General features: G+C 67.7%; 23 protein-coding genes. 1 reads left to right on the top strand and 22 read right to left on the bottom strand.

Annotated features, from left to right (window positions below):
* Window positions 1-24: 24 nt before the first annotated feature.
* The 11 genes from AC1RMD_RS28275 to AC1RMD_RS28225 form a co-directional block, all read right to left on the bottom strand.
* A complete protein-coding gene (locus AC1RMD_RS28275) occupies window positions 25-564 on the bottom strand; it encodes an FxDxF family PEP-CTERM protein (protein ID WP_492931672.1) in 540 nt (179 codons plus the stop codon).
* A 276-nt stretch (window positions 565-840) separates the two neighbouring features.
* Window positions 841-2,256, bottom strand: a complete 1,416-nt coding sequence (locus AC1RMD_RS28270; protein WP_492931670.1) for a mannose-1-phosphate guanylyltransferase/mannose-6-phosphate isomerase — start codon at window positions 2,254-2,256, stop codon at window positions 841-843.
* Window positions 2,253-3,404, bottom strand: coding sequence for a nucleotidyltransferase family protein (locus tag AC1RMD_RS28265; RefSeq protein WP_492931800.1), 1,152 nt, complete (start codon window positions 3,402-3,404; stop codon window positions 2,253-2,255). The genes AC1RMD_RS28270 and AC1RMD_RS28265 overlap by 4 nt, the downstream gene beginning before the upstream one ends.
* A gap of 28 nt (window positions 3,405-3,432) precedes the next feature.
* Entirely contained in the window at window positions 3,433-4,443 is a 1,011-nt protein-coding gene (galE, locus tag AC1RMD_RS28260) for a UDP-glucose 4-epimerase GalE (protein ID WP_492931668.1), read from the bottom strand.
* Between the two features lie 8 nt (window positions 4,444-4,451).
* Window positions 4,452-5,732, bottom strand: a complete 1,281-nt coding sequence (locus AC1RMD_RS28255) for a nucleotide sugar dehydrogenase (RefSeq protein WP_492931666.1) — start codon at window positions 5,730-5,732, stop codon at window positions 4,452-4,454.
* A gap of 24 nt (window positions 5,733-5,756) precedes the next feature.
* Window positions 5,757-6,941 carry a glycosyltransferase family 4 protein gene (locus AC1RMD_RS28250; protein WP_492931664.1) on the bottom strand — a complete coding sequence of 395 codons (1,185 nt, stop codon included), beginning with the start codon at window positions 6,939-6,941 and terminating at the stop codon, window positions 5,757-5,759.
* Window positions 6,938-7,894 (bottom strand): glycosyltransferase, encoded by a 957-nt coding sequence (locus tag AC1RMD_RS28245; protein WP_492931662.1) that lies wholly within the window; start codon window positions 7,892-7,894, stop codon window positions 6,938-6,940. Before AC1RMD_RS28245 ends, AC1RMD_RS28250 begins: the two co-directional genes overlap by 4 nt.
* A complete protein-coding gene (locus AC1RMD_RS28240) occupies window positions 7,894-9,000 on the bottom strand; it encodes a DegT/DnrJ/EryC1/StrS family aminotransferase (RefSeq protein WP_492931798.1) in 1,107 nt (368 codons plus the stop codon). The genes AC1RMD_RS28245 and AC1RMD_RS28240 overlap by 1 nt, the downstream gene beginning before the upstream one ends.
* A gap of 8 nt (window positions 9,001-9,008) precedes the next feature.
* Complete coding sequence (locus tag AC1RMD_RS28235) at window positions 9,009-9,602, bottom strand: acyltransferase (RefSeq protein WP_492931660.1); 594 nt, start codon at window positions 9,600-9,602, stop codon at window positions 9,009-9,011.
* Between the two features lie 2 nt (window positions 9,603-9,604).
* Window positions 9,605-10,642, bottom strand: coding sequence for a Gfo/Idh/MocA family protein (locus AC1RMD_RS28230; RefSeq protein WP_492931658.1), 1,038 nt, complete (start codon window positions 10,640-10,642; stop codon window positions 9,605-9,607).
* Window positions 10,643-10,867: 225 nt separating this feature from the next.
* On the bottom strand, window positions 10,868-11,785 hold the full coding sequence (locus AC1RMD_RS28225; RefSeq protein ID WP_492931656.1) for a DUF535 family protein: 918 nt from the start codon (window positions 11,783-11,785) through the stop codon (window positions 10,868-10,870).
* Between the two features lie 146 nt (window positions 11,786-11,931).
* Here AC1RMD_RS28225 and AC1RMD_RS28220 point away from each other — a divergent pair, with 146 nt between their 5' ends.
* Complete coding sequence (locus AC1RMD_RS28220) at window positions 11,932-12,957, top strand: acyltransferase (protein WP_492931654.1); 1,026 nt, start codon at window positions 11,932-11,934, stop codon at window positions 12,955-12,957.
* A 1-nt stretch (window position 12,958) separates the two neighbouring features.
* Here AC1RMD_RS28220 and AC1RMD_RS28215 read toward each other — a convergent pair whose 3' ends face one another.
* From AC1RMD_RS28215 to epsE, 11 genes are all read right to left on the bottom strand, one after another.
* Window positions 12,959-13,963: a glycosyltransferase family 2 protein gene (locus AC1RMD_RS28215; protein WP_492931652.1), complete on the bottom strand. Its 1,005-nt coding sequence runs from the start codon at window positions 13,961-13,963 to the stop codon at window positions 12,959-12,961.
* Between the two features lie 10 nt (window positions 13,964-13,973).
* Window positions 13,974-14,891, bottom strand: a complete 918-nt coding sequence (locus AC1RMD_RS28210; RefSeq protein ID WP_492931650.1) for a polysaccharide lyase family protein — start codon at window positions 14,889-14,891, stop codon at window positions 13,974-13,976.
* 135 nt (window positions 14,892-15,026) lie between these two features.
* Window positions 15,027-16,271 carry a polysaccharide pyruvyl transferase family protein gene (locus AC1RMD_RS28205; protein ID WP_492931648.1) on the bottom strand — a complete coding sequence of 415 codons (1,245 nt, stop codon included), beginning with the start codon at window positions 16,269-16,271 and terminating at the stop codon, window positions 15,027-15,029.
* A gap of 13 nt (window positions 16,272-16,284) precedes the next feature.
* On the bottom strand, window positions 16,285-17,304 hold the full coding sequence (locus AC1RMD_RS28200) for a nitroreductase family protein (RefSeq protein ID WP_492931646.1): 1,020 nt from the start codon (window positions 17,302-17,304) through the stop codon (window positions 16,285-16,287).
* Window positions 17,305-17,329: 25 nt separating this feature from the next.
* Window positions 17,330-18,847 (bottom strand): lipopolysaccharide biosynthesis protein, encoded by a 1,518-nt coding sequence (locus AC1RMD_RS28195; RefSeq protein WP_492931644.1) that lies wholly within the window; start codon window positions 18,845-18,847, stop codon window positions 17,330-17,332.
* 40 nt (window positions 18,848-18,887) lie between these two features.
* Entirely contained in the window at window positions 18,888-20,474 is a 1,587-nt protein-coding gene (locus AC1RMD_RS28190) for a hypothetical protein (RefSeq protein ID WP_492931642.1), read from the bottom strand.
* Window positions 20,471-21,154 (bottom strand): exosortase-associated protein EpsI, B-type, encoded by a 684-nt coding sequence (epsI, locus tag AC1RMD_RS28185; RefSeq protein ID WP_492931640.1) that lies wholly within the window; start codon window positions 21,152-21,154, stop codon window positions 20,471-20,473. Before epsI ends, AC1RMD_RS28190 begins: the two co-directional genes overlap by 4 nt.
* Window positions 21,151-22,047, bottom strand: a complete 897-nt coding sequence (gene xrtB, locus AC1RMD_RS28180; RefSeq protein ID WP_492931638.1) for an exosortase B — start codon at window positions 22,045-22,047, stop codon at window positions 21,151-21,153. Before xrtB ends, epsI begins: the two co-directional genes overlap by 4 nt.
* A gap of 1 nt (window position 22,048) precedes the next feature.
* Window positions 22,049-22,918, bottom strand: coding sequence for a chain length determinant protein tyrosine kinase EpsG (epsG, locus tag AC1RMD_RS28175; RefSeq protein WP_492931636.1), 870 nt, complete (start codon window positions 22,916-22,918; stop codon window positions 22,049-22,051).
* 11 nt (window positions 22,919-22,929) lie between these two features.
* Window positions 22,930-24,336, bottom strand: coding sequence for a chain length determinant protein EpsF (gene epsF / locus AC1RMD_RS28170; RefSeq protein WP_492931634.1), 1,407 nt, complete (start codon window positions 24,334-24,336; stop codon window positions 22,930-22,932).
* A 55-nt stretch (window positions 24,337-24,391) separates the two neighbouring features.
* Window positions 24,392-25,180: a polysaccharide export protein EpsE gene (gene epsE / locus AC1RMD_RS28165; protein WP_492931632.1), complete on the bottom strand. Its 789-nt coding sequence runs from the start codon at window positions 25,178-25,180 to the stop codon at window positions 24,392-24,394.
* Between the last annotated feature and the right edge of the window lie 136 nt (window positions 25,181-25,316).

Below are 25,316 nucleotides of genomic sequence, written 5' to 3'. Positions count from 1 at the left end.
CCGTTTTGAATTATAGCGCCATTGTCAGGCGCCGCGCCGGCGCGCCAGCCACCCCAGCAGGCCGACGCCGGCGAGCAGCATGGCGTAGCCGGTCGGCTCCGGCACCGCGTTGACCGCCAGCGCGCCGACGTAGTTGCCTGCGGCGTCGTTGCGCACGGTGCCGTTGATCAGCAGGTAGTAGTTGTCCGCCGCCAGATGGAAGGCGCTCAGCGTCCATACTTCGGCGGTGGCGTCCGGCGCCGACTGCTGCAGGCCGTCCAGCGAAAAACCGGCCGAGTTATACACCTTGAAACTGTCGAAGCTGGCGCCGCCCAGGCCCAGCTCTGCCAGGTTCAGGCTGCTCACGAACGCGCCCAGCGCCTGGCCGGCGCTGGCGACGAAGTTGTAGCGGTCGCTGAACGTGTTGCCGGCATTGCCGGCGCCATATTCATGCTTGAACACGGCGTCACCGTTGCCCAAGTCCAGGGTTTGCACGCCCTGGCTGATGTCGGCCGCGTGCGCCAGCGGCATGCCGGCGGCGGCCGCCAGCAGCAGCGCCGCAAAGGTTGTTGGTAGTCGCTTCATGGATCACCTCCCTCAAAAAAGACGGCGGCGGCGACCCGGCCTGCCGCCGGTTGCTCGTAACTGCCAAATGATCCTAGCATGGCGCTCGCGCGGCGCAGCGTCGGCGCGGCAAGCGCGCGTGCCTGGGCCCGCCTGTAGCCGGCGGCCGCCGGCAGCGGCTCAGAGGGAAAATCGCAGCGGGAAGGATGTTGCGGACGATGTAGGAAGCGACCTACATCAAGACGGGAAAACGGCGGCCGCGCGGCATCGGCCGGGGCCGCCGTGAATAGAACGGACTCAGGCGCGCTGGTAGACGTCTTCCAGACGGACGATGTCATCCTCGCCCAGGTAGCTGCCGGACTGGACTTCGATCAGGTGCAGCGGCAGCTTGCCCGGGTTTTCCAGGCGGTGCGTGGTGCCGATCGGAATATAGGTCGACTCGTTTTCAGTGAGCAAGGTCACCTGCTCGCCGCAGGTCACCCGCGCGGTGCCGCTGACCACGATCCAGTGTTCGGCGCGGTGGTGGTGCATCTGCAGCGACAGCTTGCCGCCCGGATTGACGGTGATGCGCTTGACCTGGAAGCGCTCGCCGATGTCGATGCCTTCGTAGCACCCCCACGGACGGTAGACCTTGGTGTGGTGCAGGTGCTCGGTGCGCTGCTTGATCTTCAGGTGTTCGACGATGTTCTTGACGCGCTGCACCTGGTCCTTGTGGCAGACCAGCACGGCGTCGTTGGTTTCCACCACGACCAAGTCCTTGACGCCGACCACGGCGACGATGCGGCTCTCGGCGCGCACCAGCGAACCGCTAACGTCGTCCAGGTAGACGTCGCCGCGGGTGGCGTTGCCGTTGGCGTCGCGCTGCTGCACTTCCCACAGCGCCGACCACGAGCCGACGTCGCTCCAGCCGATGTCGGCCGGCACCACGATGGCGTGGCGGGTGTGTTCCATCACCGCATAGTCGATCGAATCGGACGGACAGGCGGTGAACGAGGCTTCGTCCAGGCGGCAGAAATCGAGGTCGCGGTAATCCTTGCCGACCGCCGCCTCGGTGGCGCCGGCGATGGCCGGCGCATATTCCTGCAATTCCTTCAGGTAGCTGTCGGCGCGGAACAGGAACATGCCGCTGTTCCAGTAGTAGTTGCCGGCGGCGACGAAGCCTTCGGCGCTGGCGCGGTCCGGCTTCTCGACGAAGCGGTCGACACTGTAGCAGTGCGCGGCGGCGGCCGGCTGGCCGCTCCGGATGTAGCCGTAGCCGGTTTCCGGCGCGGTCGGCACGATGCCGAAGGTGGCCAGCGCGCCGCCGTCCACCATGGCGGCGGCGTGCTCGATGGCGGCCGCGAAGGCGTCGACATTCTCGATCACGTGGTCGGCCGGCAGCACCAGCATGACGGCGTCGGCGTCGATCGCGCGCAGGTAGTGGGCGGCGGCGGCCACCGCCGGCGCGGTGTTGCGGCCGACCGGCTCCAGCAGGATGGCCAGCGGGGCGATGCCGATTTCGCGCATCTGCTCGGCGACCAGGAAGCGGTGCTCGTTGCCGCACACCACCAGCGGCGCCATCATCTGCGCCCGGCCGTGCAGGCGCAGCGCAGTGTCCTGCAACATGGTGCGCTCCGAGACCAGCGGCAGCAGCTGCTTGGGCAGCACGGCGCGCGACAACGGCCACAAACGGGTGCCGGAACCGCCCGACAGGATCACTGGGTAAATTTTCATGCTCTGATTCTCTTATCTGTTAGTTCATTGCTGTGTTCCGTCCGGCGCTTGCTGCGGCGGTCGCGGGCATTCGCCCACGAGTCGGGATCGGTCTCGGACACGTGCTTCATTTCGCCGGCGCGGTCGACACTATAGTCCTTAAACACAATCATTTCATCTAGAGAAACATTTGCTAACACCCGGGTATATTCGAACAGCACGCTGCGCACCACCCTGGCGCCGGCGCAGATGTGGCTGCCATGGCCGATCCAGGTCGGGCCGACGATGTGCACGCCGGCCTCGATGCGGGTGCCGGAGCCGATGTAGACCGGCCCCTCGATGGTGGTGCCGTCCCAGTCGATGCTGGTGTTCAGGCCGACCCACAGGCCGTCGTTGATCTGGATGCCGGGCATGTGCAGGTGGGCCACTTCGCCCATCAGCACGCTCTGGCAGGTTTCCCAGTAGTCGGTGACGCTGCCGATGTCGATCCAGTTGTAGTTGCGGGTCTGGGCGTAGAACGGCATGCCCTTCTCGGCCAGCAGCGGGAACAGCTGGGAGCCGATGTCGAAGGTCTGGCCGGACGGGATCAGGTCGATCACCTCCGGCTCGAAGATGTAGATGCCGGTGCTGACGAAGTTGGACTTGGCTTCCTGCTGGCTGGGCTTTTCCTGGAACTCGGTGATGCGGCCGTTGGCGTCGGCGACCACCACGCCGTAGCTCGACACCTTGTCCCACGGCACTTCCTTGGTGATGACCGAGGCCAGCGCGCCCTTGCGGCGGTGCTCGAACAAGGCCGACTTGATGTCGAGGTCGATCAGCGCGTCGCCGCACAGCACGATGGTGGTGTCGTCGAAGAAGCCGCCGAACTCCTGGATCTTCTTCATGCCGCCGGCCGAGCCCAGCGGCTGCGGCACGACCTCGCCGTCGTCGGTGGTGTAGCCCTCGAACGAATAGCCGATCTGGACGTCGTACTGGTGGCCCTCGCCGAAATATTCTTCGATCTTTTCATGCAGGTAGCTGACGTTGACCATGATCTCGGTCACGCCGTACTTGTGCAAATGCTCGATCAGGTAGGCCATCACCGGCTTGCCGAGGATGGGGATCATCGGTTTCGGCAAATCGTACGTCAAGGGGCGCACGCGCGTCCCTTTTCCTGCTGCCAATATCATTGCTTTCACGCTTAGCCGCCTTCAGTCATCAAGAGGAGGCCGACTGCCAGCGCCAGGAATCGGCACACATCTGGGCGATATCGCGCTCGGCTTTCCAGCCCAGTTCGCGTTCGGCCAGACTGGCGTCGGCATAACATGCGGCGATGTCGCCGGCGCGCCGCGCCACTATCTGGTAGGGCACGGCGCGGCCACTCGCCGCTTCAAAGGCGCGCACCATTTCCAGCACACTGTTGCCGCGACCCGTGCCCAGATTGTAGGTGTAGACGCCCGGGCCTGTCGCCAGCTTGGGCAAGGTCTTGACATGCCCGAGCGCCAGGTCGACCACATGGATGTAATCGCGCAGGCCGCTGCCGTCCGGGGTCGGATAGTCGCCGCCGTACACCGACAGCGACGGCCGCTGGCCGGCCGCCACCTGGGCGATGTACGGCACCAGGTTGTTGGGTACGCCGTTCGGCTGTTCGCCGATCAGCGCGCTGCTGTGGGCGCCCACCGGATTGAAGTAGCGCAGCAGCGCGATGCGCCAGCTCGGGTCGGCGCGGTACAGGTCGCGCAGCAGCTCTTCGACCATCAGCTTGCTGCGGCCGTAGGGATTGGTGGCCGACAGCGGGAAATGTTCCTGGATCGGCAGCGACGCCGGGTCGCCGTACACCGTCGCCGAGGAACTGAACACCAGCGTCTTGACGCCGGCGCGCGCCATGGTCTCGAACAGCACCAGGCTGCCGCTGACGTTGTTGTCGTAGTAGCGCAGCGGCTGCTCGACCGACTCGCCGACCGCCTTCAGGCCGGCGAAATGGATCACCGCGTCGAACGCGTGCTCGGCGAACAGCGCCGCCAGGGCGGCGCGGTCGCGCACGTCCGCCTCGACAAACACCAGCGGCTGGCCGGCGATGCGCTCGATCCGCTGCCGCACCTCGGCGCGGGTGTTGGCCAGGTTGTCGAGCGCGACCACCTGGTGGCCGGCCGCCAACAGCTCGACGCAGGTGTGCGAGCCGATATAACCGAGACCGCCGGTGACCAGTATCTTCAGGGACGTCGCCATCGCCGTCCTTACAGGCGCCACACGCGCAGGCCGACGTCGGCCAGCGCGGCGGCGTCGAAGCTGGCCTTGACGTCGATGAACACGCCGCCCTTGATCAGCTTTTTCTGGAAGTCTTCCGGCGGCAGCGCCAGCAGCTCGCGGTGCGACACCGCCGCCACGATGGCGTCGGCGCGCGGCAGCTCGTCCCAGCCGAACAGGCGCACGCCGTATTCATGCATGGCCTCGTCGGCGTCGGCGTACGGGTCGTGCACGAACACTTCGACGCCGTAGGTCTTCAGTTCGTTGATGACGTCGCCCACCTTGGAGTTGCGCAGGTCGGCGCAGTCTTCCTTGAACGTCAGGCCCAGCACGTTGACGCGCGCGCCCTTGATGTAGCTGCCGGCGGCGATCATGTTCTTGATGGTCTGCTCGGCGATGAACTTGCCCATGCCGTCGTTGATGCGGCGCCCGGCCAGGATCACCTGCGGGTGGTAGCCCAGCATTTCCGCCTTGTGGGTCAGGTAGTACGGATCGACGCCGATGCAGTGGCCGCCGACCAGGCCGGGGGTGAACTTGAGGAAGTTCCACTTGGTGCCGGCCGCCTTGAGCACCTCGGAGGTGTCGATGCCGATCTTGTCGAAGATGATCGCCAGCTCGTTCATCAGCGCGATGTTCAGGTCGCGCTGGGTGTTTTCGATCACCTTGCAAGCCTCGGCCGCCTTGATGCTGGAGCAGCGGTGCACGCCCGGCCGGACGATCAGCTCGTACATCTTGGCGACCCGTTCCAGCGTCTGCGGGGTGTCGCCCGAGACCACCTTGACGATGTTGGTCAGCATGTGTTCGCGGTCGCCCGGGTTGATGCGCTCGGGCGAGTAGCCGACGTAGAAGTCTTGCTTCCATTTCAGGCCGGAGGCGCGCTCGAGCACCGGAATGCAGACTTCCTCGGTCGCGCCCGGATACACGGTGGACTCGTAGACGACGATGGCGCCGCGCTTCATGTGCTTGCCCACGCCTTCGCTGGCGCCGATCAGCGGCGAGAAGTCGGGATTGTGCGCATGGTCGACCGGGGTCGGCACGGCGACGATGATGATGTCGGCCTCGGCCAGACGGGACGGGTCGGCCGTGTAGCTGGCGTGCACCGCCTCGGCCATCTGGGCGTCGCTCAGTTCGCGCGACGGGTCGACCCCGCGCGCGCACGATTCCACTTTCGCCGTCGAAATATCAAACCCGATGGTGGGGCCCAGCTTGCCGAACTCGACCACCAGAGGCAGGCCCACATAGCCCAGACCGATCACTGCGATTGTACTCATCATCACTCCAAAACAAAGTTAATTTCAGGACGCCGGCAACAAGCGTGTTGCCGGCCATGCCGTAACGGCGTCCACATAGTCGTGCGCAATCTTTTCCCAGTCAAAATGCTCGGCGATTTCCCGCTGCGCCGCCTCGGCCTGGGCCGTGGCCGCGGCCGGATGGCGGTACAGCCAGCCGATCTGCGCCGCCAGCGCCGCCGCGTCGCCCGGCGTGAAATAGCGCACCGCGGCCGCGCTGAACTGCTCGCGCACGCCCGGCAAGTCCGACACCACCACCGGGATGCCCATCAGCGCCGCCTCGAACGCCTTGGTGGCGTAGCAGATCTCGACGTAGGGGTCGGGATCGTACGGCGCCACCGAGACATCGAGCCGCGGCAGCTGCGCCGCCAGCTGGTCGATCTTGACCTGGCCGTGGAAACGGATGTGCTGCTGCACGCCCAGCTGGACGGCCAGCGCCTTCATGTCTTCCAGCCCTTCGCCGCCGCCCCACAGGTCCAGGGTCAGCGGCACGCCCTCGGCCACCAGCAGCGCGATCGCCCGCACCAGCGTGCCCAGGCCCCAGCGCGCCGCCACCGTGCCATGGTAGCCGACCCGCAGCACGCCGTCGCTGGCGAACACGCGCCGCGGCGCCAGCCGCGGGAAGGTCTTCGGATCGGGCGCATTCGGGATCACCAGCGGCGTCACGCCGGCGTGGCGCCCGGCCAGCAGGCGCGCGCACATGCCGTTGACCGTCATCACGCGGTCGGCCAGGCGCACCCCGACCCGCTCCTGCCAGACGATGGCGCGGTGGGTCAGGCTGCCGGCGCTGGCCTTGGCGCTGAACAGCTCGGGCATCAGGTCGTGCAGGTCGAACACAATCTTGCTGCGGCACAGCAGCCGCGCCGGCCAGGCCGCCGCCACCAGGATGTCCGGCATATTGGCCACCTGCACCACGTCGGGGCGGAACGTCAGCGCCATCAGCGCCACCCGCAGCCACGCCTCGAGCGTGAAGCCGAGGTACTCGAAGGCGCGCCGGCGGAACGAGCTGGCCTTGCGGCGCGCCACCCAGGTGCGCACGATGGGCGCGCCGCCGAAGCGCGCCTCGGTCGAGTAGGCGCTGGCGCACAGCACCCGCACCTGGTGGCCGGCCGCCTCCAGCGCCGCCACCTGGCGCCGCACGCGCGTGTCGCCGCCGGGAAAATCTTCCAACACCACAAACAATATCTTCACTTGGTTCTCCCGCTCACTTCACGGTACAGCTGTTCCAGCGCCGCCACTTCGACCGCCAGGTCGAAACGCGCGGCGGCCTGGTCCCGGTCCGGCGCCGGCTGCGCCAGCACCGCTTCGATCGCGGCGGCCAGCCGGGCCGGATCGCGGTCCGGCGGCACCGCCGTGCCGGAGAACGGCGCCAGCTGTTCGCGGACGTCGCCGACGTCGAGCGACACCACGCGGGTGCCGGCGCACAGCGCTTCCTTGGTCACCACCGGGCTGCCCTCGCGCCACGAGGTCAGCACCAGCACGTCGGCCGCGGCCATCAGCGACGGCACCTGGGCCGGCGGCACATCGGCCAGCGTGACGAAACGGTAGGACGGCTGGCGCGGCGCCAGCAGCGCCGCCGCCGCCGCGAACAAGGCATGGCACTTGACCGGCCGGTTCGGGTTGGCGCCGAACAGGATCAGCGTGGCGTCGTCGGCCACCCGCAGCAGCGCCCGCGCCGCGGCCGGATCGGCCTGGGCGAAGCGGCGCGCGTCGACGCCGCAGGCGATCACGCGCGCCGGCCGGCGCAGCAGCTGCGCCAGCCGCTCGGAGACGGTCACCGCCGTGGCGCGCGCCGACAGCAGCGCGCGCGTGATGCGGCGCTGCCAGCCGATGGTCAGGTCCGAGCCGTGCAGCGTGACCACGGTCGGCCACAGCCAGGCCAGCGGCGGCGGATAGAACAACAGGCTCAGCCCGTAATGCACGTGCACCAGGTCGTAGCGCCCGGCGCGCAAGGCGCGCAGCACGCGCCACCAGCCGCCCAGGTAGCGCAGCTTGCCGCGCACCGTGTCGACATGGCAGAGCTCGATCTGCAGGCCGCGCGCGCGCAGCCCTTCGACCTGGCGCTCGATGAAGATGCCGTCGGTGGCGCTGTGCGGCCCCGGATACATATTGGTCACCACCAACACCCGCAAAGGCTGGACCATCAACCAGGCACGCCCGCCAGCGCGGCGCGCAACGCCGCCACCACGCGGTCTTGCTGCGCTTCGCTGAGGTCGGGGCTCATCGGCAGGCTCATCACGCGTTGCGCCGCCGCTTCCGCGTGCGGCACCACGCAGCCGGCCGCGTACTGTTCGTAGGCCGGCTGCAGGTGCAGCGGCCGCGGGTAGTGGATCGCGGTCGGGATGCCGGCCTCCTGCAGCGACTGCAGCACGGCGGCGCGCTGGTCGACCTGCAGCGTGAACTGGCCCCACACGCAGTCGCGCTCGGCGGCCACCTTGAGCGGCTGCAACGGCAGCTCGGCCAGCAGCTGCTGGTAGCGGGCGCCGATGCGCAGGCGCTGCTCGACCTCCCAGTCGAACCGGTCCAGCTTGGCCAGCACGACCGCGCATTGCAGCGTGTCCATGCGGCCGCCGACGCCGACGCGGGTGTGCACATAGCGCTGGCTCTGGCCATGCACGCGGATTTCCCGCGCGGCCAGGGCCAAGGCGTCGTCGTCGGTGAACAGCGCGCCGCCGTCGCCGTAGCAGCCCAGCGGCTTGCTCGGGAAGAAGCTGGTCGCGCCCCAGGTGCTGAGCGCGCAGCTCTTGCGGCCGCGGTAGCTGGCGCCGAAGCTCTGCGCCGCGTCCTCGATCACCGCCAGGTTGCCGTGGCGCGCAGCGATGGCGTTGATCTGGTCCATGTCGGCCACCTGGCCGTACAGGCTGACCGGCATGATGGCGCGGGTGCGCGGCGTGATGGCCGCCTCGATCAGGCTGGCGTCGATGTTGCAGGTGTCCGGGTCGATGTCGACAAACACCGGCACCCCGCCCAGCAGCACGATGGTCTCGGCGGTGGCGGCAAAGGTGAACGGCGTGGTGATGACTTCGTCGCCGGGACGCAGGCCCAGCGTCATCAGCGCGATCAGCAGCGCCTCGGTGCCGCTGGCGACGGTGATGCAATGCTTGACGCCGCAATACGCGGCCAGCCGTTCTTCCAGCTGCTTGACTTCGGGGCCCATGATGTACTGGCCGTGGTCGAGCACGCGTTGGATGCCGGCGTCGATGGCGGGCTTGAGCGCCTGGTACTGGGCCTTGAGGTCGATAAACGGGATGGCGTTGCTCACGAGGGTGTTCCTTTTTCGATTAGTTGACAGGTGTCGCCGTCCAGCAGGTAGCGGTCGCCGGTGACGGGGCACGCGGCCTCGGCCTGCCCGCTGACCGGCAGCGCCAGCTTTTCGCCGTGCCGGCTCATCCAGCCGATGCGGCGCGCCGGCACGCCGACCATCAGCGCGAAGTCCGGGACGTCGCGCTGCACCACGGCGCCGGCGCCGATGAAGGCGTAGCGGCCGACGGTGCTGCCGCAGACGATGGTGCTGTTGGCGCCCAGCGTCGCGCCCTGGCGCACCAGGGTCGGCCGGTATTCGTTCTTGCGGGCCACCGCCGCGCGCGGGTTGTAGACGTTGGTAAACACCATGCTGGGACCGCAGAACACGTCGTCCTCCAGGGTCACGGCGTCGTACACCGAGACATTGTTCTGGATCCGCACGTTATTGCCGATCTGCACGTCGTTGCCCACATACACGCCCTGCCCCAGCGCGCAGCCGGAGCCGATGCGGGCGCCGGCCGACACGTGGGCGAAATGCCAGACGCGGGTGGCCTCGCCCAGTTGCGCGCCATCGTCGACGATGGCGCTGTCATGCTTCCAGTAAGCCATGATTAAAACACCAGCGGCAAGCCGACGCGCTGGCCGTCGCGCGCGGAACGGTAGGCCGCCACCAGGATCTCGAGCGAGCGCAGGCCGACGTAGCCGTCGACCTCGGCGTTGCATTCGCCGCGCAGGGTACGGATCACGTTGTCGTAGTACAGCGCATGGCCGAAGCCGTAGACGCTGCCGGTCTCGTAGCTGCTGGACTTGACGCTCTCGTCCTCGGGCTGCTGGTCGGCGAACTCCCAGTGCTCGATCTTGTTGACGGCGGTGCCGCCGATGCGCACCGTGCCTTTTTCGCCGAGGATGGTGATCGAACCCTCGAGGTTTTTCGGGAAGGTCAGCATGGTGACGTTGACCGAGGCCAGGCCGCCGTGGCGCAGGCGCAGGCTCATCACGCCGGTGTCCTCGGCTTCGATGTCGCGTTCCAGCGTGGCGGTGTAGGCGTGCACGCTGTCGACCGGACCGACCAGCCAGTCGAGCAAGTCGACATAATGGCTGGCCTGGTTCATGAAGGCGCCGCCATCGAGATCCCAACGGCCGCGCCACTTCGCCGCGTCATAGTAGGACTGCGGGCGCGACCAGAACACGTTGACCGTGCTCATGTAGATGCGGCCGAAGCGGCCTTGCTCGATCGCGCGCTTGACCAGTTGCACCGTCGCGTTCAAGCGGTTTTGCTTGACGACAAACAGCTTGACGCCGGCGTCGCGGCAGGCCTGCACCATGCGGACGCCCTCGTCGAACTTGGTCGCCATCGGTTTTTCGCTGAGCACGTGGCGGCCGGCGCGGGCCACCTCGATCGCCTGCTGCGGATGCAGGCCGCTGGGCGTGGCCAGCACCACGATGTCGGCGTCGCTGCCCGCGAGCAGCGCCGTCAGCGAGGTAAATCCGGTCGCGCCGGTGCCGGCGACGGCGGCCGCCAGCGCCTCCGGGTTGGTGTCGCACACCGCCACCAGACGGGCCTGCTCGCCGAACTTGGCGATCGCCTCGAAGTGGTTCTTCGCAATCCGTCCACAACCCACCAGGGCGAAACGTACCGGCCGGCTCATATCAATAGAATTTCCGCTCACAGATAACCTCAACATTGTAGTAGGCAACAAAAAATATTATTCATCGCAATATTCACGAGTAGCGCTGGACGCCGGCACGCAGCGGCCGCATCCAAGGTGCAGGCCATATGATATACCATTGTCAACAAGCGGGTCGCACAAATTTATTAAGTAAACCACAACTGCATTACCACAGGAGAAACTTTGATGCACCGCAGTATCGAATCACGCCGGCAGGCGGTAAGCCCGCAGCCCCTGCTGCACCGCGTCGGAGATTTCCTGCCAGTTGTCGCGCCGGCTGGCCGAGCGCTTGCGGTGTTTCGGCGACACCTCGGACAGCGGCTTGGCGTAGAACGGCACCGCCATGCGGTAGGCGCCGCGCGCCTGCTCGACCCCGCCCAGGCCGGTCCAGAAGACATCATAGGCGTTGCCGAAGTGGCTGGCGGCTTCGGCGTCGTAGACGATGTGCGAGGTCGACTTGACCCCCAGCACGCTCGACAGGCCGGCCGCCAGCGCCACCCCCTGCAAGGCGTAGGCGCAGAAGAAGCTGGCCGAATTCTGCGGGAAGGCGGCCTCGAATAGTTCGTGCAGATTGCTGCCGTCGCGCGCGCGCCCCTGGTTGCGGCCGATGAACAGGGTCGGCCCGGCATTCTGCGCGCCGGCGATGGCGCCGTCGACCCAGCTGAAGCTGATGCGGTGCAGGTTCTGGCCATTGACCAGGAAGGTCAGCCGCAGGTCGCCCTCGGACGGCGCGTTCACCTCCAGCGCCAGGCGCACCGCGAAGACGGTCTCGCCCACGGTCTTGCTCCACAGGATGAGCCCCTCCGGCGCCAGGTAGACGCCGCGCTTGTAGTCGGCGTTGAAATGGGCGTCCTCGTAACCGTAGTGGGCCAGCACGCAGGCGCTGCGCTCGGCGATGCTCTGGCCGGCGATCAGGTAGTCGCGCCGGCACATATGGTGGAAGATTTCCGGCTTGACCGAACGCGCCGCGTAGTGGCGAAAGCTGTCCAATGCCACCAGGCGGCGCGTCTGCGCCGGCACCAGCAACACCCGCGACGAGCGGAAGATACTGGCCACCCAGGTCACGAACCCCAGGGTGCGGCGCTGGGTGCGCCAGTAGTTGAACAGGCTGGACAAAATCATGGGTAGTTCCTTTCAGGAGTGCGACCGCGGCCCTGCCGCGCGAGTAGGCGTGATTGTACGTTGCGGTGCAATATGTTGCAAATCCTCAAACATTATCGTGCGGACCTACAGTATACTATTGCGACCCCACCCGAAGGAGACCGACCATGCCCCCAACCGACACCCGCTGGCTAGACCACACCCGCTATCTGGGTGTGCTGGCGGTGGTGGTGCTGCACGTGTCGGCCAGCGTGGTGGTGGGCGCGCCGAGCTGGGGCAGCATGCAGTGGTGGACCGGCAATCTGTTCGACGCCGCCGCGCGCTGGTGCGTGCCGGTGATGGTGATGCTGAGCGGTGCGCTGCTGCTGCCCGGCGGCCAGCGCCAGTCGCCGCCGGCGTTCTACCGGCAGCGCTGCGCCCGGATCGCCGTGCCGATGCTGTTCTGGTCGCTGTTCTACCTCGGCTGGCGCTGGCTCAAGGGCGCCAGCAAGGGGACCTCGCCGGGCGCGCAGGAACTGGCGCTCAGCGTGCTGCAGGGGGCGCCGTACTTCCACCTGTGGTATCTGTACATGCTGGTCGGACTGTATCTCGCCACGCCCTATCTGCGGCTGCTGGTGGCGCATTGCGAACGCGGCGCGCTGCGCGCGCTGACGGCGGCGCTGTTTGCCCTGAGCGCGGCCAATCTCGCCTGCACCGTCCTGTTCGACCTGCCCAAGCCCTTGTGGATCAATTGGTTTCTGCTGTATCTGCCGTACTTCCTCAGCGGCCACCTGATCGCCACCAGCACCGGCGGCACGGCGGCGGCTTGGCCGGCGCCGCTGGCGGCCGCGGCCGCGCTGCTCACCGCGCTGGGCTGCTACCTGGCCGGCAGCGCGCTGGGCATGACCAAGGGCTTGTATTTCTACAGCTATCTGAGCGTCACCGTGATCCCGCTGTCGCTGGCCGTGATGCTGTTGCTGCGCCGCCATGCGGCGGCGCTGCCGGCCGGGCTGGCGCGCCACCTGGGCGGCCTGTCGTTCGGCATCTACCTGATCCATCCGCTGGTGCTGGAGGTGTTGCACTACCACCGGATCAGCGCGCTGAGCGGGCCGGCCTGGCTGGCGATACCGCTACTGAGCCTGTTTGCCTTCGGCGCCGCCGCCGCGCTGACCTGGGCCCTCGCCCGCCTGCCCTATCTGCGGCGCGTGATCTGAGCTACTGCAGTTCGCGCGCGGCGATCGGCAGGCGCGGATCGCGCACCGCGCGCCACAGTCCGGCCAGCACCGCCGCACAGCTGTAGTGCCAGGCCAGCAAGGCCCAGGCGCCGCCGCGCAGCGAACGCTTGCGCGCCGAAAACAGCGCCAACAGCGCCAGCCAGGCGGCGCCGTACGAGGCCGGCCAGCCGGCGCCCAGCGCCGCGCCCAGCGCCGCCGCCGCCAGCAAGCACCCGTGCAGCACCGGCACCGCCAGCGCGAACGCCTGGACCCGCAGCGCGCGGCTGAACCAGGGTTGGCCCAGCGCGCCGCGCAACAACGCGCCGCCGGCCTTGGCGCGGCCGTTGCGCCACTGGCGGCGCAACATGGTCCAGCTGCTCTCCAGATGGCCTTCGTGCAAGACCCCTATCGTGGGCAGGCGCAGCAGGCGCCAGCCGGCCGCGCGCAGCCGCATGCCCAGCTCCGCCTCCTCATAGGCTGCCAGCCAGCGGTTCGACAGATAGCCGACTTGCTCGATCGCGCTGCGCCGGTACAGGCCGCCGCCACCGAGTTCGGCCACCGTCTGCGCCTGCGTCAGCGCGCTGGCCTGCTGCGCGCGGCGCTGGTCGGCCGCGGTCAGCAGGCGGGTGTCGACCAGTTTGCCGGCGACGCCGGCCAGGCCGGCGTCGGCCTGCAGGCAGGCCAGCGCCTGGCGCAGGAAACCGTCCTGCAACACCATGTCGGCGTCCAGCACATACAGATAGGGGGCACGGGTAAACTGGTAGCCGAGCTGCACCGCCGCGCCGCAACCGCGGTCGGCCACGTGGGCGAACTGGACTATCCGGATCGGAAAGCTCTTGGCGATCTCGACGGTCTTATCGGTCGAGACCGAATCGACCAGCAGCACCTCGCCGTCGACGCTGGCCGCTTCGCGCACCGCCGCCTGCAGGCAGGCGGCGATGCGCTGCTCTTCGTTCAGAGCCTTGATGATGATGGTGACTTGCGGTACAACTTTTGTATCGGTCATGCAAACCCTGTTATCTGGCCGCCTCAAGCTTCAGCGTCTCCCAACGGGTGTAGCGTGGGACCGCGCTCGGGCAGGTGGTGTTGTAGCGATAAATGCCGAAGAACCACTGGTGGGCGTCCTTGACGCCGCTGCGCAGGGTCGGGCCGACGCGGTTGACGACCTGGGTGCCGTTGACCCACACGCGCCAGTAACCCTTGCCGCCGGCGGCCGTGCTCTTTTCGTCCAGCTGGGCCTCGATGCGCACGTCGATCGGCGTGGCCGCCGACAGGCCGTGCACTTCGCCGGCGCGGATGGTGCTGTTCGGATTGACCGTGTCATCGGTGACGCCGAACACCAGTTGCAGCTTGCCTGGCGTCAGGTTGTCGGTATCGGCGTAGAACGCGATCGACGGCGAGGCGGTCGGCGGCTTGACTTGCCACAACAGCACCGGATCCTTGCCGACCGGCAGGAACTGCCATTTGCGCGGATCGACCACGTCGCCCAGCTGGAAGCGCAGCGTCCACACCAGCGGCACGTCCGGCGCCACCGCGTACGACGACGCCTGCGCCCGGCACAGCGTGCCCGGCTGGCCTTCATTGGCCAGATTCTGCATGATCACGGCGCTCGGGGTCCACTCGGCGCGGCCGGGGATGCCGTTGTTGATGTTGTTGCCGCTCAAGATGGTCTGCACGCCGTTGGTGTTGGCCGCCAGGATCGTGGCCAGGCGCGCCGCGGTCGGGCCGACCGAAAACGCGCCGGTCGGGCCGAAGTCGTGCACCCGCGCCAACGCGCCGGTGTTGACATAGGTGGTGGTCGGGCCGACGCGGACGTAGCCGCTGGCCGTGAAGTAGGTGGCCGGGGCCGGGGCCGGGGTTTGGGCCTGGGCGATGCCGGCGGCGGCGCACAGCGTCGCGCCGAGCAGACCGATGTAACGGGATGGTTTTTTCATTTCAACTCCTTCATGAGCGATCGAGGATCGGCGCTGAGTTGCGCACAAATCAATAGGCGATACCGGGAAAATTAGGGGCAAATGGGGCATTTGCTTCTTTCACTGTAGCATATTAACTTGGCGTAGAGAAAAACTTCAGACGGTCTGCATGGTTTTAGCCAACACTTTTGCGCTTAATTTGGCTTTAGCTTTCCATTCGGGCAATTTCTGCGCCAATGTGGTGCGTATCGCGTCCTGCTCTTTCAACAAGGTTGACAAATGCTGTTGCAGCGTCAGCGCGCTGACCTCGTGCGTCGGCAGCACGTAGTTCTCGTGGCCGAACAAGTCCCGGTTCAGACCGCGCGCCTTGATGCTGTACGCGATCGACACCGTGGGCACCGCACTGGACAACGCCGCGATGGTGGCGTGGGTGCGGGCGCCGATGAACAAGCTGCAACGCGCGATGACGTCCTTCAACTGGCAAGCGTTCATGCCGGTGCTTACAATCCGCACACGACCCTTGCTATTCAACACCTGTTTGAGCACCGCGTCCAGATAAATTTCATCATTGTTGGTGACGCCGCCGGCCAAGGGCGCCACATGCGGCACCAACAACACCGACAGCTCGGTATGCTCCAGCACCCACTGGATGAAGGCCGCGGTCTCGCTGGCCACCGAGCCGCTGCGGCCGCTGCGCGCATAGACTTTTTCAATCAGCGGGCTGACGTTGAGCCCCAGCACGCCGGCGCCGACGGTGGCCGGCCAGAACGGCGCCACCTCGACCGCCGTGCGTTCCAGCACGAAGGCCGAGTCGGCCACGGCCACCACATTGGCCTCGACCCCGATCGACTTCAGGTAGGCCACCGAGTGGCTTTCGCGGATCGACACCATGTCGAGCTTGCGCAGGTGGGCGGCGGCCTGGCGCTCGATGCGCGGGTCGCTGCTGAACGGGCCGACCGAGGCGCCCCACAGCGCCACCCGCTTGCCCAGCGCCATGGCGCGCTCGGCCACGCCGATGAAGAAGAACAGCGATTCGGGGCCGTAATCGAGCGAGATATTGTCGCCGCCGATGGAGATCACCACATCGGCCTGGCGCAGGTACTGCTCCAGGTCGGCATGCCCGGCCAGCGACGGCCAGGGCAGCGAGCGCAGCACCGGGATGCGGCGGCACAGGCGGCCCCACCACACGTAGCTCGACGGCGACACCGGCGCCGGCACGAACTGCACGCCCAGGCTGGCCGCTTCCGGCCACTGGGCGGCGTCGCGCGCGCTGTCGAAGGAAGGGACCAGGAAACGGGCGTTGTCAAACTGCTCACGCAGGGTCGCCACCGCCGAGCGCACCAGCGCCTCGCAGCCGCGGTTGCCGAAATTGTTCTGTCCGGTGAAATAAATCGTCGTCATCATGGTTCCAAGGTTAGAGAAGGTGCAGCACGTCGTGCAGGTCGCGGCGCGGGCTTTGCGCCACCAGCAATTGTTCCGGCAGGTGGCCGACCGCCAGCAGCATGATCACCGCGTGGTCGTCGGGGATGTCGGCGGCCCGCTTGAGCGCGCGGTCCTGCGCCGGCTCGACGCTCCAGTTCAGGCAGCAGCTGCCCAGGCCCAGCGAATGCAGCGCATAGATCAGGCTCATGGCGAACAGGCCGCCGTCGATCCAGCATTGGTTGCGCTCGCCCACGCTGAGGAAGCTGTCCATGCGCGAGGTGATCACCAGGATGCGGTCGGCGCTGTCGCCGAAACCGCTATTGCCATTTTGCAAGGCCAGCAGCGCCGCCTTGCGCGCCGGGTCGCTGGCCACGAACACGCAGCCGGACTCGCGGTTGCAGACCGACGGCGTCTTCTTGGCCATCAGCACCGCGCGTTCGATCAGGGCGTCGGCGACCGCTTCGCCGGAAAACTTGCGCACGCTGTAGCGGTGGGCGAAGAAGGCCTCCAGGTCGATGCGCGCGGCGGCGTGGATTTGCGCGCGGCTGGTGGCCAGCGTGCCGCCCTCGGTGTCGGCGCGCCCCTGGGCGCTGGCCAGCGCGCGCAGGCGCGGCTCCATCCAGCCGACGTCGACGCCGAGCGCGCGGTTGAAGCGCACATACTCGTCGAGCGTGTTGAGGGCGCGCATGGTGTGCGCGGTGGCGCCGAAGCGGCGCGTGTAGCGCTCGACGCAGTCGAGCACCTCGGCCACCGCGTCGCGGCCGAAGCCGGGCCGCGGCGCCGGCAGCGCCAGGCCTTTTTCGATGCGGTGGTAGGCCTTCAGCAGGCGCGCCTCGATCACCGGCGCGGCGTGCGGCCGGAACATCCCGGCATGGCGCTGGTAGCTGGACCAGTCGTAGCGGTAGGCCGCCAGAAGGCGGACGCGGCCGCGCAGGCCGCGCCAGGCTTGGCGGGCGGCTTGTTGCGATGCAGCAGGCAGGAGTGCGGCGATACGGCGGGTAATGGGGTTCATGGCAGGGCTAGATCTCGGCAATAATTTACAAAATAACAAAGCGCGCCGGAATTATGCCACGAATCAGTGCCCGTTCGGCATCGCGCAGCGGCTTCAATAGTGCGGCGCACAAAACAAACGCGACGCCGATCACGGCCGCCGCCAGCAGCAGTTGCCACAGCACCGGCCCGTGGCCGGCCGGCAACGCATAGCCGGCCGCGGCGGCCGCGGCGCCGGCCAGGAACAGGCGCGCGCTGCCGCGCCAGTCCCAGTCGATCGGATAGCCGCGCCGGGCCAGCAGCCGCACCGCCGTGGCGATCCAGATCAATTCGCCCGCCAGCAGGCCGAGCGAGGCGCCCTCGGGGCCGAACCAGCTGATCATCAGCAGCGCCAGCGGCAGGCTGGCGGCCGACACCAGCGTGGCGATCAGGTTGGAGCTGGCCTGCTCGAGCGTCATGGCGATCATCGCCACCATCAGGTGCACGGTTTGCAGGCCGATGAACAGGGTGACCAGCGTCAGCAGCATGCCGGCGTGCGCGTATTTTCCGGCCGTCACCCAGGCGCCGAACAGGTCGCCGCGCAGGGAAAAGAACACCGCCACCGGCACGATGCCCAGCAGGTTGAGCTTGAGCACCAGGTTGGCGACATCGACCATGTCGCCGAGGCGCCGGCTGGCCAGGTAGCGCGACACCATCAGCGGCCGCAGCCAGCCGGCCAGCAGGTGCGCCGGCAGGTAGTTGGCCAGCATGTCGGCGATCGACTGGGCGAAGCCGTAGACCGCCGTCTGCGCCAGTCCCAGCATGCGGGTGATCAACAGCTTGGCGACGTTCTGGCCATAGGCCTGGCCGATCAGCTGGATCAGGTAGAACCGCCCCGCCACGCCCCACATGCCGGCCACCTGGTAGTGCGGGTCGGCGTCGGCCGCGGCCGGGCTGCGCCGCAGCTGCCGGTACAGCATGGCCGATCCCAGCGTCAGCGCCAGCGCCACCGCGCTCAGCTCCACCGCCAGCAGCAGGTCGATGTCGAGCGTGCCGCCCTGCCACAACACCAGCGCCACCGCGCCCAGCTTGAGCGTGTTGCGGCTCATCGCCATCGATTGCGACACCCCCTGCATCAGCAGGGCGGCCAGCACCTCGTCGAGGAAGGACAGGCTGGCCGCCGCCACCAGCAACAGCAACATCCATGGCAACAGGCGCGCCTGGATCGGCAGCCCCAGCGCCGGCAGCAGCAGCTCGTGCAGCGCGTACAGCAGGCCGGCGAACACCAGCGAATGCAGCACGCGGCGCGCGAACAGGCCGCCGAGGAAGGCGCGCAGGCGGCCGGGGCTGGCCCGCATGCGGAACTCGGCCACATAGCGCTGGGCGATGGTCGACAGCCCCAGCCCGGTGGTCAGGTAGAACACGTCGAGCAGCGCGATCAGCGCCACATAGGCGCCGTAGTGGCTGGTGGCCAGGTGCCGCACCATCAGCACCAGGAAACCGACCCCCAACAGGGCCGACAGGAATTTTCCAACCAGGAAGTGCAGCAGGCTTTGCTTCGCCCGCGCGCTGGAATAATGATTCAAAGGAAGAGCCGCTATCAGAGAAGTACGGGGACGCGCCGGCTCAGGCCGGCGCGTTGGAAACGCGCGCCGCCAGCCGGCCGGCCGACAGGGCGATCTGCGCCAGCAGCAGCATCAGCAGGATCTGCATCTGCGCCGAATACACGAAGTCTGTGTTGTATGGCAACTCGACCACCGTCAGCACGATGCCGGCGCTGACCGCCGCCAGCAGCGACTGCTCGGCCGGCGCGATACGGGCGTCGGCCGCCAGCCGGCAGGCGCTGAAGTAGGCGCCGGCCAGCAGCACCAGCAGCGCGCCACAGCCGATCAGGCCGGCCTCCCACAACAGCACCGCCAGCGACGAGCGCGCCACGGTGTAGGGATAGCGCGCGGCCACCTCGCCCACCGCGGTGACGCCGCTGCGGGTCGAGCCCATGCCGTGGCCGATCAGCGCGTCGACCACGCTGCCCTGCTCGCGGTACCAGAAGGTGATGGCGGCGGCGCGGCCCATCTCGGTGTGGGCGCCGCCGAGCGCCCGGGTGTCGAGCGCGCCGGCCAGGATCTCGTTGCCGTAGCCGCCGTAGCGTTGCTCGACATAATTGCTGGAATACAGCTGTTTGTACAGGCCGAACACCCCGGCCGTCAGCGAAAACACCAGCGCCAGCATGAACACCGAGGCCACCGGCCGCAGCGCCAGCTCGCGCCGGAAGGCGAAGGCGACGATCACCGGCAGCATCAGCACCGCGAACTTGACCTCGGCCAGCAACAGCCCGGCCAGGCCGCTGGCGACGATCAGCAGCCAGTGGCTGGCGCGCAGTTCGCCCTTGCGCCAGCGCACCGTCACCAGCGCCACCACGAACACGATGAACAAGCCCATCGCGCCGCTGGCGCCGCCGCCGTTGGGGTCGCCGCCGAAGGCGCCGACCACCGCGTCCCACGGCGAGCCGGTGCCCAGATTGGCGCGCCGGGCGGCCACCACGAAGCGCTGGTACAGCAGGATGGGCACCTGCAGCGGCAGCAGCCACGGCAGCCAGCGCCAGCCGATCTCCAGCACGCGGGGATGGATCAACCCGCTCACCAGCACCGCATACAGGCCCCAGATGAAGAAATATTCGCGGACGCTGAGCAACACCTGCAGCGGGCCGTTGAGATTGATCAGCGTGGACGCCACCAGGGTGGCGAAATACACGGTCAGCGCGGCCACCACCAGGGTCGACATGCGCGGCCGGAACGGCGCCTGGTCGGGATCGGACAGCTTGCGCCGCATGATTTCCGCGGGCAGGCGCAGCAACAACAGAAAGCCGAACAGGAACGGGATCCAGAAGGCTTTTTCAATCCGGGCGAAATACACCAGCTGTCCGACCACGACGAAGGTGCAGGCGAGCATCAGCAGCACCACATGGCGCAGCGGAATGGCGAACGCCAGCACGCCGCCGACCGCCGCCAGCACCAGCGCGGCGGCGCCGACGCCGAACAGCGCCACCAGCAAGCCGCCGAAGGCGGCGAACAGCAGCAGGAACAGCACCAGCAGCGCGGTGCCCAGGCGGGCGCCGCGGCGGCGGCCGACGGCGGCCGGCGCGTACAACGCCGCGGCCGGGGCCGGCCGCAGCCGCGCCCGCAGCCGGCGGCCAACGGCGGCGCCGATCATCACGCCAGACCCATCAGGCGCTGGCGCGCGGCCGGCGTCAGCTGTTGCGCCAGCGCCAGGATGAAGCCGTCGTGCAGCTGGTAGGCGCCGGCCGTATTGCGGTCGATCGACGACACGCGGAACAGCAGGCCGTCCGGGATCTCGCCGCGCAGGCCATAATCGAGTTCGGCCAGTTTCTTGTTCAGGCCGCCAACCACGGCGCGGTCGCCGACCGTGGTCCAGTAGGTCACCGGTTCGTAGCGCTGCTGCGACAGATTGGTTTCAAGCCGGCGCACCGGGATCGCCCCCAGCGGACCGTTCAGCGCGGCGGTGCGGTTGCCGGTCAGCTGGAAGCCCTGGGCCGGGTAGCAGACCTCCGGATAGTGCACCTGCATGGTGTCGCTCTGGTCGCCGCCGTAGGCGATCGACAGCATGATGCGCTCGCCGCCGCCGTTGATGTACACGCGCGACAAGGTCTGCGAATAGATCTTCTGCAGCGTCGCCTCGGTCTGCGGATTGACCACCACCGCCTGGTGGTTGATTTCCTCGCGCCAGTCGCCGAAGCTGGTCGGCACCATGGCCGCCAGGTCGAGCGGCGGCCGCTGCGCCGACAGGTAATGGGTCGGCGTCAAGACCTTGGCGCTGACGCTGGCCAGCGCCATGCTGCCGCCCAACAGGAGTGCGATTACGGTGCTGCGTTTCATGGTCGGGCTCCAGAGGCGGCGGGCGCGCCGCCGGCACGCCAGCGGACGATCATCATCAACAGGGTATCGATGCCGATGATCAGCACCAACGCGCTGATGAACAGCACCATGCCGGCGAAGCCGTGCAGGAAGCCTTGTCCGGCCGCGTCGCCGAAGTAATAGGTGATCAGGGTCAGCGTGATCACGCGGATCACGTTGGCGGTAAATGAAATCGGGATGATCAGCGCGGCCAGCGCGACGTTGCGCAGCGCCGACGGGGTGCGCACCACGTTCATGTAGAACAGGCCCAGCGACTCGAGCGTGAGCAGCGTCTGCAGCCCGGCGCAGGCGTCGGCCACCAGCAGCTGGTACTGGCCGATCTGCAGGATCACGCCGCTGCGGGCGATCGGATAGCCGAGCGCGAACAGGATCTGCTCGGTGGCGAAGGACACCGCCATCTTCATCGGCATGGTCAGCGCGCTGACCACCGGTCCGGGCAGCGGCACCATGAACAGCATGAAGAAGAAGGCGAACCACAGCTGGCCCAGCACGCGGCCGCCGCGCTTGTACCAGATCAGCGCGGCCAGCACGGCGATGAAGGAGCTGATCTCCATGCTCAGGATCTGCTGGGAGCGTCCCAGCACGTACAGCAGCAGGCCGACCACCAGCAGCGGCAGCGCCGCCGGCGCATGGCGCACGGAGGGGCCGGTCAGCAGCAGCTCGCGGCGCCGGTACAGCAACCACAGCGACAAGGCCAGGATGATCGGGCCGTGCGCCTGCTCCTCGGTCGACCAGGCGCCGGTCATCAGGCCGTAGAAGGTCGGCAGATACATCAGGGCGAAGCCGGCGGCGATCGCCCCCCATTCAGGCAGGGCGTCGCGCACGCCGGCGCGCGACCAAACGGGAGGGGCCATGTCAGTCATCAAATTCCACCAGCACCGAACCGATGATCTTGGCGCCGGTGTGCCGCATCTGCTCGGCCACCGCGGCGATGTCGTCGAGCGAGGTGTGGTGCTTGCGCACCACCAGCAACACGCCGCCGGCGCGGCCGGCCACGGCCAGCGCGTCGGACGCCATGCTGAAGGCCGGGACGTCGTACAGCACCACGTCGTAGTGGCTTTCCAGCTTGTTGTTGAGGCCGCTGAACGAGCTGCGGCTGAGCATTTCCTGCGGATTCGGCGGCAGCGTGCCGGCCGGCAGGATCGACAGGTCGACGAACTCGCCGACCTTGGCCACCGCCTCCAGGTCGGCGCGCCCGGCCAGCACGTCCGACAGGCCCTGACGCTCGGTCAGGCTGAAGATCTGCTGCTGTTGCGGGCTGCGCAGATTGGCGTCGACCAGCAGCGTGCGTTCGCCCAGCTGCGAGAACACCACCGCCAGGTTGGCCGCGAACAGGCTGGCGCCGTCGCTCGGGTCGACGCTGGCCACCACCAGCGCCTTGTGGCCCAGCGCGAACCAGCCCAGCATCAGCTGGCTGCGCACCGCGCGCAGCGTTTCCACCTGGGCCGAGAACGGTTCGTAGGCGGCCACCAGCTTCTTCGAGTACTTGCTGTCGTCGGTGGTCAGGTAGGGATAGTCGAACTGGCGCGCCAGCACTTGCTGGATGTCGGCCTCGGTGATCAGGCCCAGGCGCTGGGCCGCCTCGCCGAAGCGGATGCCCAACTCCTTTTGCATGCGCAGCACGCGCTCGGCGTTCTCGGGCGTAATCTTGCCCGATGCCAGCAGGATGCCGCCGATGCTGGAGTCGCCCGTCGGCAGCGCCACGGGTTGTACGGAATGAGTCATAGTCGCGTCCATTATTTAAGCGCCAGTCGGCGGCCGGTGAGAGTGTTGATCAAACCACGCTTGCGCGGCGCCGCGGACCAGTCGATCGCGCCCAGCACCGGCACGCCGATCGCATCGACCAGATCGCTCGGCGAACGGACCCGGCGGTGCAGCATTTCCACCAGCAGCGCCACGCCCACGCCCATCACGGTGCCGACGAACAGCGCCAGCAAGGTGTTGAGCATGACCTTGGGGCCGGCCGGATCGATCGGCGCCACCGCCGTGTTGAGCACCGCGATGTCGGACTGCTCGGACTGGCCCTCGATGCGGGTCTGCGACAGGCGCAGCATGGCGCCGTCGAACGCGCGCTGGGCGTTCTCGACGTCCTTGGCCAGCACATTCATCTCGTCGCGGGTGCGGTTCAGTTCCAGCACCTTGTCTTTTTGCGCCGTCAGGGCGCCGCGGATGGTGGCCTCGCGTTGCTGCAGGATGGCGGCGTTGTTGCCGATGCTGTGCGACGACGACCGCATGTGGGCCTGCAGGTCGGCGCGGATCTTGTCCACCTCGGCCTTCGCGCTCAGGTAGTTCGGGTGGTTTTTTTCCAGCCGCTGGCTGATGTCGGCGAACTTGGCCTCGGCGCTGCTGAGCGAAATCTTCAGGTTCTGCACCAGCGGGTTGCCGCTGACGTCGGGCGATTCGGCGCCGTCGGCGCCGAGCGCCATGCTGCGGCGCGAGTTGGCTTCGGCCACCTGGGTCTGGGCGCCGACCAGCTGCGCCGACAGGTCGTTCAGGCGGGCCGACTCGACGTCCAGGCGGTTGTCGACGCTGACGATGCCGTGCTCCTGCTGGTACTTGGACAGGCGGCTCTGCGCCACCTCGACGTTGTCGCGCAGCACCTTGCTCTGCTCGTTGAAGTAGGCCGAGGCCTTCTTCATCGGCTCGACCTTCAGCTGCAGGCTGATGCGCTGGTACTCTTCGGTGAAGGCGTTGGCCACGGCGGCGACGAACTGCGGGTCGTTGCCCTTGAAGCTGATCGACACCACGCTGCTTTCGCGCGCCGGCTCGACTTCGAGCTTCTTGAGCAGCAGGTCGGCCAGCCAGTCGCGCACCGTGCCGCGGCCGTCGGTGGCGGCGCGGAACTGCTCGATGACGGCGGCGTTCTTGTCGAGGCCGAGGCGCTCGACCACGTGCACCGCCACGTTCTTGCTGCTAATGATGTCGACCTGGGTCGCCATATAGCCGGGCAACAGCGAGCCGGGCAGCGTCATGCCGGTGACCGGATCGACGCCCTTGTAGTTGAGCACCAGCGAGCTGGTGGCGCGGTAGGTCTTGGGCAGCAACAGGCTGACCACGACCGTGCTGAACACCGTGACCAGCAGGGTGACCAGGGCGATGACTTTGCGCGCGCGCAAAATAAGTAAAAACTGGGAAAAATTCATAGGCTACTTTCCATCCGTGAGGGTGACGACATGCCGGAGCAGTGTTCCGGCCCGCTTAGAAGAAGCTCTCCTTCACGTACACGACGTCGTCCGGCTGCAGCTGGTCGTCGTGCTTGGCGTCGATCGACACCAGCTTGCCGCTGGCGTCGCGGCGCTTGATCGTCAGGCCGCGCTCGGTGCCGCGCGGGGTCAGGCCGCCGCCGACCGACAAGGCCTGCACCACCGTCATCGCGCGCTCCAGACGGAAGCTGCCGGAGCGTTGCACTTCGCCGTAGATGTAGAAGTGCGGGGCCCGCTCGACGTAGACCACGTCGCCGCCGGCCAGCTCGTAATCCTGGCTCAGTTCGCCGCCGCGGACCATCATGATGACGTCGATGACGTCCTTGCTGACCTTGCCGTTGCGCTTGCGGATCAGGCTCAAGGTATCGCCGCCGTCGGCGGCGATGCCGCCGGCCATCGCCAGCAGGTCGACCACGCCGCGCCGGCCTTCCAGCGGATAGCGGCCCGGACGGTTGACCTGGCCCAGCACCGACACCTGCTGGCTTTGCAAGGTGGTGACCAGCAGGTTGACCTGCGGCTTGCGCACAAAACCGCCGCTCTCGAGCAGTCCGGCGATTTTCTTTTCCGCCAGCGCCGGCGACAGGCCGGCCACGGCGACCTGGCCGATCAGCGGAAAGGTGATCGCGCCCGCTTCATTGACGCGGGTTTCCAGCGACAGGTCGGGATTGCCGTAGACGGACAGGCGCAGCACGTCGCCGGCGCCCAGCAGCAGTTCGGCGGCGCTGGCGGCGCCCATCGACAACATCAGCAGCGCCGCGGCCACCCAGTGTGCGTATCGTTTCATGATTTACTTAATCCTATCGAGAAGTACAGCGTAAGCAGGGAACTGCGGGTTATTTCAGGCCGGACACGCCGCGCGCGTTGACATCGGCGCTGGCGTCGGGCGCGGCGGCGGCCGCCGCGGGCGCTGCCGCCGGCGC

This window comes from Duganella sp. GW822-FHT06D06, assembly GCF_058799615.1.
The sequence above is the reverse complement of the archived record's forward strand: the minus strand, read 5'-3'. Positions and strand labels throughout refer to the sequence as shown.

Coding starts and splice junctions, on each gene's coding strand:
- AC1RMD_RS28265 (WP_492931800.1), bottom strand. CDS start 3,404: ATGATATTGGCAGCAGGAAAAGGGACGCGCGTGCGCCCCTTGACGTAC.
- epsI (WP_492931640.1), bottom strand. CDS start 21,154: ATGAAACGCAGCACCGTAATCGCACTCCTGTTGGGCGGCAGCATGGCG.
- epsG (WP_492931636.1), bottom strand. CDS start 22,918: ATGACTCATTCCGTACAACCCGTGGCGCTGCCGACGGGCGACTCCAGC.
- AC1RMD_RS28235 (WP_492931660.1), bottom strand. CDS start 9,602: ATGGCTTACTGGAAGCATGACAGCGCCATCGTCGACGATGGCGCGCAA.
- AC1RMD_RS28275 (WP_492931672.1), bottom strand. CDS start 564: ATGAAGCGACTACCAACAACCTTTGCGGCGCTGCTGCTGGCGGCCGCC.
- AC1RMD_RS28200 (WP_492931646.1), bottom strand. CDS start 17,304: ATGAACCCCATTACCCGCCGTATCGCCGCACTCCTGCCTGCTGCATCG.
- AC1RMD_RS28215 (WP_492931652.1), bottom strand. CDS start 13,963: ATGACCGATACAAAAGTTGTACCGCAAGTCACCATCATCATCAAGGCT.
- AC1RMD_RS28225 (WP_492931656.1), bottom strand. CDS start 11,785: ATGATTTTGTCCAGCCTGTTCAACTACTGGCGCACCCAGCGCCGCACC.
- epsE (WP_492931632.1), bottom strand. CDS start 25,180: ATGAAACGATACGCACACTGGGTGGCCGCGGCGCTGCTGATGTTGTCG.
- epsF (WP_492931634.1), bottom strand. CDS start 24,336: ATGAATTTTTCCCAGTTTTTACTTATTTTGCGCGCGCGCAAAGTCATC.
- AC1RMD_RS28230 (WP_492931658.1), bottom strand. CDS start 10,642: ATGAGCCGGCCGGTACGTTTCGCCCTGGTGGGTTGTGGACGGATTGCG.
- AC1RMD_RS28220 (WP_492931654.1), top strand. CDS start 11,932: ATGCCCCCAACCGACACCCGCTGGCTAGACCACACCCGCTATCTGGGT.
- AC1RMD_RS28210 (WP_492931650.1), bottom strand. CDS start 14,891: ATGAAAAAACCATCCCGTTACATCGGTCTGCTCGGCGCGACGCTGTGC.
- xrtB (WP_492931638.1), bottom strand. CDS start 22,047: ATGGCCCCTCCCGTTTGGTCGCGCGCCGGCGTGCGCGACGCCCTGCCT.
- AC1RMD_RS28205 (WP_492931648.1), bottom strand. CDS start 16,271: ATGACGACGATTTATTTCACCGGACAGAACAATTTCGGCAACCGCGGC.
- galE (WP_492931668.1), bottom strand. CDS start 4,443: ATGGCGACGTCCCTGAAGATACTGGTCACCGGCGGTCTCGGTTATATC.
- AC1RMD_RS28245 (WP_492931662.1), bottom strand. CDS start 7,894: ATGGTCCAGCCTTTGCGGGTGTTGGTGGTGACCAATATGTATCCGGGG.
- AC1RMD_RS28255 (WP_492931666.1), bottom strand. CDS start 5,732: ATGAGTACAATCGCAGTGATCGGTCTGGGCTATGTGGGCCTGCCTCTG.
- AC1RMD_RS28270 (WP_492931670.1), bottom strand. CDS start 2,256: ATGAAAATTTACCCAGTGATCCTGTCGGGCGGTTCCGGCACCCGTTTG.